Source organism: Pseudomonas sp. Irchel s3f7, assembly GCF_900187615.1.
Taxonomy (GTDB): Bacteria; Pseudomonadota; Gammaproteobacteria; order Pseudomonadales; family Pseudomonadaceae; genus Aquipseudomonas.
The window spans coordinates 48718-55233 of sequence record NZ_FYDO01000038.1; the positions used below are offsets into that span (position 1 = coordinate 48718).

General features: G+C 53.6%; 5 protein-coding genes and 1 pseudogene. 4 read left to right on the top strand and 2 right to left on the bottom strand.

The window, feature by feature from the left end; all coding sequences use genetic code 11:
* Positions 1–121 precede the first annotated feature (121 nt).
* Positions 122–1117, top strand: a complete 996-nt coding sequence (gene dusA / locus CKW19_RS25705) for a tRNA dihydrouridine(20/20a) synthase DusA (protein ID WP_095060977.1) — start codon at positions 122–124, stop codon at positions 1115–1117.
* Between the two features lie 55 nt (positions 1118–1172).
* Here the strand turns inward: dusA and CKW19_RS25710 are convergent, their stop codons facing one another.
* Positions 1173–2009 carry an undecaprenyl-diphosphate phosphatase gene (locus tag CKW19_RS25710; RefSeq protein ID WP_095060979.1) on the bottom strand — a complete coding sequence of 279 codons (837 nt, stop codon included), beginning with the start codon at positions 2007–2009 and terminating at the stop codon, positions 1173–1175.
* Between the two features lie 550 nt (positions 2010–2559).
* Here CKW19_RS25710 and CKW19_RS25715 point away from each other — a divergent pair.
* The 3 genes from CKW19_RS25715 (at position 2560) to CKW19_RS25725 (ending at position 6004) form a co-directional block, all read left to right on the top strand.
* Positions 2560–3300 carry a winged helix-turn-helix domain-containing protein gene (locus CKW19_RS25715; protein WP_095060981.1) on the top strand — a complete coding sequence of 247 codons (741 nt, stop codon included), beginning with the start codon at positions 2560–2562 and terminating at the stop codon, positions 3298–3300.
* A 272-nt stretch (positions 3301–3572) separates the two neighbouring features.
* Positions 3573–4232 carry a winged helix-turn-helix domain-containing protein gene (locus CKW19_RS25720; protein ID WP_095060982.1) on the top strand — a complete coding sequence of 220 codons (660 nt, stop codon included), beginning with the start codon at positions 3573–3575 and terminating at the stop codon, positions 4230–4232.
* A 377-nt stretch (positions 4233–4609) separates the two neighbouring features.
* Positions 4610–6004: an undecaprenyl-phosphate glucose phosphotransferase gene (locus tag CKW19_RS25725; RefSeq protein ID WP_095060985.1), complete on the top strand. Its 1395-nt coding sequence runs from the start codon at positions 4610–4612 to the stop codon at positions 6002–6004.
* A gap of 392 nt (positions 6005–6396) precedes the next feature.
* On the opposite strand, the pseudogene CKW19_RS29265 reads toward CKW19_RS25725, so the two are convergent.
* Positions 6397–6516, bottom strand: a pseudogene (locus CKW19_RS29265) (IS110 family transposase); the annotation flags it as partial.

Sequence of the window (6516 nt, forward strand, 5' to 3'; positions counted from 1 at the left end):
GAGGCGACAGTGAATGTTCAGGTTGCGCGTGAGCCTGGGCGTATCCCGACGCACCCAAACTCCACAGCCCCATTCCTGATAAACTCCCCCACCTCCCAGCCTCACCGATTCCAGATCCCCCATGTCCGTAACCAACGCTACACCCGCCCCGCTCTCCCGCCGCTTTTCCGTGGCCCCGATGATGGATTGGACCGACCGCCACTGCCGCTTCTTCCTGCGCTTGCTGTCGAAAAACGCCCTGCTCTACACCGAGATGGTCACCACCGGTGCCTTGCTCAACGGTGATCACGAGCGTTTCCTGCGGCACAACGAGGCCGAGCACCCGCTCGCCCTGCAACTCGGTGGCAGTGTTCCGCTGGATTTGGCGGCGTGTGCGCGCATGGCGCAGGAGCATGGTTACGACGAGGTGAATCTGAATGTCGGCTGCCCGAGTGATCGGGTGCAGAACAATATGATCGGCGCGTGCCTGATGGGGCATCCGCAGCTGGTGGCCGATTGCGTGAAGGCGATGCAGGATGCGGTGTCGATTCCGGTGACGGTGAAGCACCGGATCGGGATCAACGGGCGAGACAGTTACGCAGAGTTGTGTGATTTCGTCGGTACGGTGCGGGATGCCGGGTGCACGAGTTTTACCGTGCATGCGCGGATTGCGATTCTGGAGGGGTTGTCGCCGAAGGAAAACCGCGACATTCCTCCCCTGCGATATGACGTGGCAGCACAGTTGAAAGCTGATTTTCCGGCGCTGGAGATCATACTCAACGGCGGGATCAAGACGCTGGAAGCCTGCCACGAGCATTTGCAGACCTTCGATGGCGTGATGTTGGGTCGCGAGGCGTATCACAACCCTTATGTGATGGCCGAAGTCGATCAGCAGCTGTTTGGCAGCACGGCACCGGTCATCAGCCGCGCCGAGGCGCTGGCGCAGTTGCGGCCTTACATCGCGGCACACATTGATGCGGGTGGATCGATGCACCACATCACTCGCCACGTGCTCGGACTGGGCACCGGGTTCCCGGGAGCGCGGAAGTTTCGTCAGTTGTTGTCGGTGGATATTCACAAGGCCAAAGAGCCTTTGGCCTTGCTCGATCAAGCTGCCGAGTTGCTTGAAGGGCGTTAATGCCCGGTCGCTCTCGCCATTTCGGCCAGGCGGTTTGATCCGCCTGGCTCTGCTGTCAGCCTGCGGCTGCGGCCGCCGTCCAGTTCACCCAGCCGAACGTCCAGGTGGCCAGGATCAACAATCCGAACACGATCCGGTACCAGGCGAATGCCGCATAGCTGTGGTTCGCAATGAACTTCAACAAGCCGCGTACGGCGATCATGGCGAAGAAAAACGCTGTCACGAAACCCAGCGCGAAAACCGGCAGATCGCTGCTCTGGAACAGGTCCCGGTACTTGTAGCCTGAATACACCGCAGCACCGACCATCGTTGGCATCGCCAAAAAGAACGAGTACTCGGTGGCAGCCTTGCGTGATAGACCAAACAACAAGCCACCGATGATCGTCGATCCAGAGCGGGAAGTACCCGGCACCATCGCCAGGCATTGCGCAAACCCCACCTTCAGCGCATCTGGCCAGCGCATGTCGTCAACATGTTCGATATGCACCACATGATCCCGCTGTTCGGCCCACAACATCACGACACCACCGAGGACCAATGCGACGGCTACGGTGATCGGATTGAATAGATATTCATGAATCTTGTCAGCGAACAACACCCCCAGCACAACGGCCGGAAGAAATCCGATCAGCAAGTTGAGAGTAAAACGCTGTGCATTGCGTTGGCTCGGTAACCCTTTGATGATTGCGAAGATCTTGGGGCGAAACTCCCAAACGACAGCGAGAATGGCGCCCAGCTGAATAATGATATTGAACGCCATGGCGCGCTCCCCGCCAAACGCCAACAAGTCTGCAACAATGATCTGGTGGCCCGTACTTGAGATGGGCAAAAACTCGGTCAAGCCTTCTACCGCACCTAAAATCAACACCGTGAACAGGGTCCAGAAATCCATTAATCCTCCGTCAGACCATTTTTTGAGTATGGCCCGTCAACTGCACTCAGATATTGAGATGCTGAAAAGCAATCGGTGTAGCGACATCCATCACCCGATTTGGCGAGGGAGAATATGTCTTATCAAAAGACACACTCAAGCCATGTTAATAATCGTCCGCCTACGAATACGTCCGGAAGAAATTTAGTGCTCGACAGAAAAAGTCTCAGTCGTTATTAAGTGTGACCGTGCTCACACTATTTGTATTTCTACGGGACTAAGCCTTCTGTCATGAGTGATGGCACCCACTGATGAAAACAGTGGCAAAAGGACATAAAAACAAATCGCCACCGATTCAAAATAGTGGCACAATTCCATATTGCCACCATCTAACGACGTTATTCCACTAGTTCAGCCAGCCGAGAAAATCAACTAAAAGCTTGAAAAGCTTAGTTATTGTTAGAAAACTCGGGAGCCACGTCTAAAATCCGCGTAAATGTTACCAATTGTCAGTCACAGATGAGAACCGGTGCTTTAACATCCCGATGTCAGCACCTATTCGAGTCAATGCATGATGCTTACAGGGAACTTAGCGACTAGAAGCCAGCGCCAGACAAACGATGAACCCGGAGTCCTCACTCTGGGTCGTACCCGTGGCGTGGCTGAACATTTTAGAGCGCTAGTCGCAAGGCATGTGCGGACCGATATGGCTCTAGAGGCCAACGCCTACACTAGTTCATATAAGACAAATGAACGCTCTGGTTCGTATCGAGCCATCTTCATCATCATCGATAGCCCCCAAGCCCTCGAAGAAAGCCTCGCGCTAGTGGAAAACCTGCGCACCGGCAACTTGAAACCCATCATTTGTGCGGTCATCACGGGTCGCGGCGCCTTCAACAAGATAAAGTACTATCTGGCAGGGGCCGACTTTTGTATCAAGCTGACTACTCTTTCTGATGAAAGCTCGGCGCTGCTTGCCGAATTCTTTAGTAGTGAAGAATGGCAAAGAGATATCAATCTGATATTGGACCCTACTCGCATTTGCCTACTGGGCACCAGCAAGAAACTGGACATTTCCTTTGCAGAAATGAAGATTCTGGAAGCCTTTGCACACACCAGCAACCACATACTAAGCCATGATGAAATTGCCACCATCATGGGGTTGAACAGCAACTTTTATGACCCCAGAGCCCTGGAAAAGTCGATCAGTCGTCTTCGTGGAAAAATCAAGGACATGTATGGTACAAACGCGATCCAGAGCATTCGGGGGCATGGATACCGCCTGATGAGGGGGCTGATCTCAACGCCCTGACTCAAAGAGTTCAAGGCCTTTTGATATCAACTAGCCGAATGCCATCAACCCTATCGACTCATCGTTTATCCGAGTTGGTGATTTATCGATTACATGACGGTGGCAACATCGAACCATAACAATAAAAGTTTTATTCTATAGCAAGATCGAGTGGAACCTATCGAGGGCCATTTTGGGCCCAAACCCTGCCTTTCGATTACTTCCGTGGGAGTCGTTACTCCCCTGCCGATCATCTTTTTAGCCAAATTTGGTGTGTACGTTAGGAGAGAGACATGGAAATTAGTACAACCCTCCCAAGAAAATACTTTGTCGTCGTGACTCATAGCACAACGTCGCAGCGTGAACTCGAGACCATCCTGTCCAGTGAGCGCTTCAATTCGTTTGGCACGTCCCAGGCACAAATGTTTATTGAAGGTGTTGCTTCGCCCTCTTCCGCTCCAGTGCTGATGGGGTTCACTTACCCGAGCGTTTCAAGGAAAAATGTCGCGCGCAGTATCGAACACGATACACAAAGAATCCTCGCCACACTTGAGTCCGAATGGCTGGCGGCACAATCCGCGAATCCATTCCATAACGTACCGGCAATAACGGGTGAAATAAGCGACGCCCCCCGAAAAATCGCGAACGACGCTGTTTGCAGCGAAGCCTGGCAACTCGACAATGATCAAAGTGCATTGGTCAAAGAGGGTATCGAGATCAACCTGACCGGATTGGAGGCCACGCTGATCAAGAAAATGTTGCACCACGAGGAGCGTGTCGTCAGTCGAGACGATCTGATCCTCAGCATCGGCAGAGAGCCAGAGCAATATCGCGGACTGGAAATGTGCCTGAGTCGCCTGCAAGACAAATTCAAAAGCGCCAGTAATGGCGAACGTCTGTTTCGTGCCGTGCGCAACCGTGGCTATTGCCTGATCCAGGAAGTCTTGGCGTAAGCAAGTCCTCCCTGAACGAACAAACAGAAAAGTGCGATCACAATAATAAAAGAGCACTCTGTTTGACGACCCCCGCTACTGCGACTCTCTTACTCCCTCCCTGTTACAGTACCAAATACCACACCCACTATTCACCCCTTCCTATTCGACCTTTTCTAACGCCCGCACTTTTACAAACTTGCATGATTGGCACTTTGCCATCTTGTTAGAACTCGTCAGACAGCATCCCTGCCAATAACTTAGTCTATTGACTGACGACAGTTCGGCATATCGACGTTGTTACCTCAGGACACTCGCTCCAATAACAATAATAAGCCTACTTAACAACTCGGTTTTCAACTGTCGAAACCTGAATGGACGTCTTTTGGGGATATTGTATGGATCTTACTCTTAGTATCAATCGAAACACCGGCCTCAAGGGACTGACCTTTTGGGGGCAATGGGCGCTGGCGCAAGGCTTTGTAGTTTCATTGTTGTTCATACTTGCTGAACAGCACACGGGAGCGGTCGAGTTCTACTACCGCATGTGCGCAACACTCGCCGTACTGGCCTCGGTCCCGGCTTATACATTTAGCGGTGTATATCGAAAAAGAGACAATTATCTGACCGGGCTGGGGCGCCTGTTCATGGGCTGGACCATGACAATGGCAGCACTGGCCTGCATCGCATTTGTCTGCAAGGCTGATGAGCTGTTTTCGCGGCAAGTGATCCTTGGTTGGGCGGTGTACGGGTTCCTCGGTCAGGCGTTGTTGTATGCGCCACTGCATGCGTTCTCGAAGTTCTACCAGCGCTCACGCAAAAGCGAGCATAAAACCCTGATCGTTGGCACCGGCGAACTGGCGCTGGGGTTGGCGCACAAGCTGAGCAACCTCGAGAACCTGCCGTTGGTGGGTCTGGTCAGCAACGGCGCCCTTCCCAATCTGGAACCAGGTGCACCGCGCATCGTCGGCGCCCAGGAGGATCTGCTGGAACTGATCAAAACCCATGACATCCGTCGTTTGTACATCACCCTGCCCCTGTCGGAAGCGGCAAAGATCGAAGCCATGTACGTCGATTTGTTGGGTGCCAACGTTGACGTGGTCTGGGTGCCGGACTTGAACAGCCTGACGTTGCTCAATCACTCGGTGAAAGTCGTGGACGGCCTGCCAGCGATCTACTTGAACGAAAGTCCGCTGACCAGTCGCCCCACTGCCGCGCTCAGTAAAAGCCTGGTGGAAAAAAGCGTGGCGCTGCTGGCTATCATCCTGTTGAGCCCGGTTCTGCTGGTCATTGCGCTGGCGGTAAAACTCAACTCGCCCGGCCCGGTGTTCTTCAAGCAGGACCGTCACGGCTGGAATGGCAAGGTGATTCAGGTCTGGAAGTTCCGCTCGATGCGCGTGCACGATGATCACGAGGTCAAGCAGGCCAGCCGTAACGACTCGCGCATCACGCCGGTCGGGCGCTTCATCCGTCGCACTTCGCTGGATGAGTTGCCGCAACTGTTCAACGTGCTGCAAGGGCACATGGCGCTGGTCGGCCCGCGTCCTCACGCCATCGCGCACAACAACTACTACTCCGGAAAAATTCTCGCTTACATGGCGCGTCACCGAATCAAACCGGGTATTACCGGCCTTGCGCAGGTCAACGGTTGCCGGGGCGAGACAGACACCATCGACAAGATGCAGAAGCGTGTCGAAATCGATCTGAAGTACATCAACAACTGGTCGTTGTGGCTGGACCTGAAGATCCTGGTGAAGACGCCGTTCACGTTGTTGTCGAAGGACATCTACTGATGGTTTAGGCCTGCACAAGGCAACACCGCAAGGGGACGTGAGTCCCCTTTTTTGTGGGTGTGATTTGGGGGTTGGGGTCTGCCGGGATTTCTGGATCGCCAAAAAAACACTGTAGGAGCGCGGCTTGCCCGCGATGACGTTGGGTCAGTCGACATCAATGCTGATGTACTGGCGCCATCGCGAGCAGGCTCGCTCCTACAGGGGATTGGGGGATCGCCTGGATCTTCGGGTCCCCAAAAAATCACTGTAGGAGCGCGGCTTGCTCGCGATGGCGTCGGGTCAGTCGATATCAATGCTGGATTTAACCACGCCATCGCTAGCAGGCTAGCTCCCACAGGGGATTGGGGGTTTTTCAGAATCTGCGGTTGGCCAAAGAACCAATGTGGGAGATTCTATGTTTGGGGGGAACCCCCAAACATAGAAATAGGCTTGTATTCACTTTGGTTTTTCATCAAGGCAAACAGTACCCGAGCCAGTTTTCTGGCAAGTATCACCAGCGCCTCGGTCCCTTT

What these genes read in the sequence shown, in the direction of transcription:
- CKW19_RS25715 (WP_095060981.1), top strand. Translation starts at nt 2,560, where the DNA reads ATGATGCTTACAGGGAACTTAGCGACTAGAAGCCAGCGCCAGACAAAC.
- CKW19_RS25720 (WP_095060982.1), top strand. Translation starts at nt 3,573, where the DNA reads ATGGAAATTAGTACAACCCTCCCAAGAAAATACTTTGTCGTCGTGACT.
- CKW19_RS25725 (WP_095060985.1), top strand. Translation starts at nt 4,610, where the DNA reads ATGGATCTTACTCTTAGTATCAATCGAAACACCGGCCTCAAGGGACTG.
- dusA (WP_095060977.1), top strand. Translation starts at nt 122, where the DNA reads ATGTCCGTAACCAACGCTACACCCGCCCCGCTCTCCCGCCGCTTTTCC.
- CKW19_RS25710 (WP_095060979.1), bottom strand. Translation starts at nt 2,009, where the DNA reads ATGGATTTCTGGACCCTGTTCACGGTGTTGATTTTAGGTGCGGTAGAA.